At 44.6% G+C, this 1,866-nt stretch carries 1 protein-coding gene and 1 tRNA gene; both read right to left on the reverse strand.

The window, feature by feature from the left end:
* Window positions 1-342 precede the first annotated feature (342 nt).
* A tRNA-Ser gene (locus F6K20_RS36640) sits at window positions 343-429 on the reverse strand.
* A 119-nt stretch (window positions 430-548) separates the two neighbouring features.
* A partial coding sequence (locus F6K20_RS36645; RefSeq protein ID WP_287298120.1) for a ComEC/Rec2 family competence protein occupies window positions 549-1,866 on the reverse strand: 1,318 nt, incomplete at its 5' end.

Genomic DNA, 1,866 nt, shown 5'->3' on the forward strand with positions numbered 1-1,866 from the left:
TGCGGCTTCGCCGATCGCTAAACTCACCCAGGGTTGTATGAGCACTATTGTCACTGCAGCAATAATCAACACTATAGGAAGTGTGTAGCTTGGGGAGAGTTCAACAGTTAATGTCGATTTTGGAGAATAATCAGCAGAAGTCACTTGGCTTAAATCCCGAGCTGATAAAGATGAATCAATATATGAATATAATTTAATTCTAAGCCTATATTCCCAACTTCTTCGATCTTCCCAATTTCTTCTATGGGATTCTATGGGATGACAGTTACCTGATCTTACCTACTACCAGTACCTAGCACATTCCTGAGTGAGATTAATCAAAAATTGAGTTAAATTTTTATACGGAGAGGGGGGGATTCGAACCCCCGATGGCTTTGACACCATAACAGATTTCGAGTCTGCCACCTTAAACCACTCGGACACCCCTCCATGATCTAGTCAAACCGCACCCCAGACTTCATCTGAAATTTGAACACAAAACCGTGGAATTTGTCAAGCCTGCTGTTGAAAACTCAGGCATTGCTGGGTGCTCAATGATGGAATCACTATCAAGGAACATCAATGTCTATCTCAATATCTTCAACAGTAGTCTTAAAACCACCATCCGGTGTCCACTGGATAGCACCATCACGGCCTGTCCAATAGAGGGTCATCTTAGCATTGCGCATGAGCTTCGCCGTGTAGGCATCCACGACATTGGATGATGCGATCGCAATTTTCGGTTGCAGGGCATCGAGGAATTCTGGCCTCAGACTTTTTCCCGACCACCAAAGTACTTGTAGCTCAGGGAAACGGATGGTTTTGGCTAACTGTTTTTGGAAGCCTGGTTTGAGGTCTCCTAAGAGTAACCAATTTTGGTCAATGATGCGCATCAGCAACACTGGTGGTTCAGTGTTGACTAATTCTATTGAAGTAGACCCAAAAGAGAGTATTTCCCCCACTGGAATTGGTTGGTAGTTAGCCTCCCTAGAGGCTACTGCACTAGCGATAGAGTTACGGGTGACAATATCGTTCCAATTTTGACCCTGAGACAATGGTCGTTGTAAATCAGTGTTATCGTAGAATGTCTCGATCGGTAAACTACCTAGAAGCTGAACCCAACCACTTCTGAGTTGGGGCTGCTTGTCGAGAGCAACTGCCCAATTAATATCATTGATACCTTGCTTTTGCAGAAAAGGCAGCACTGTAAACCTGACTGTATCAGGGTTGCCACTATTGACCAAGGTGACTTGTCCCTGGTCTTGAATCACTAAAATTTGGTTATTTCCTGTAGCTAGCACTGTAACTTGAAACAATTTTGACGCTTGTTGCCATTGGGGCAACACCACCACAGTGACAGCAACTAGACTAATCAGCCACCAACGAGGATGTAACCATTTAATCAAGCAAGCTAGAGCAATTAGCCCGTAGAGGAATAACAGTTGCCCTAGGGAAATTTTGCCCACCGCTACAGAACTTCCTGGCAACTGATTGAAAAATTCCACTAGTCCCATCAGTCCATGGGTTGGGTAATACAGTAACCAAGCCAGTCCACTTCCTGCTGTTGGCCAAATTAGTCCTGCCAAGGCACTGACAATTCCACCCAAAGTGATAATAGAAATTAGGGGTGTAGCAATAACACTAACTGGTATAGAGTAGCTGGCAACAACTTGAAAAACATACAGTTGCAGGGGTAGAGTCCAAACTGCTGCTGCAATTGGCACAGCAACTAGGGATGCGATCGCAGGTGGCAACCAATCCAAACGTTGGATAATCCCTGGTGCAGTGATTAGTAATCCTAGGGTGGCCAGAAAACTCAGCTGAAATCCCAAATCCCAGATCCACAAAGGATTAAATAGGAGTAACAGTGTTGCTGCTAACAAGAGA

This window comes from Moorena sp. SIO2C4, assembly GCF_010672485.1.
GTDB classification, from domain to species: Bacteria; Cyanobacteriota; Cyanobacteriia; order Cyanobacteriales; family Coleofasciculaceae; genus Moorena; species Moorena producens.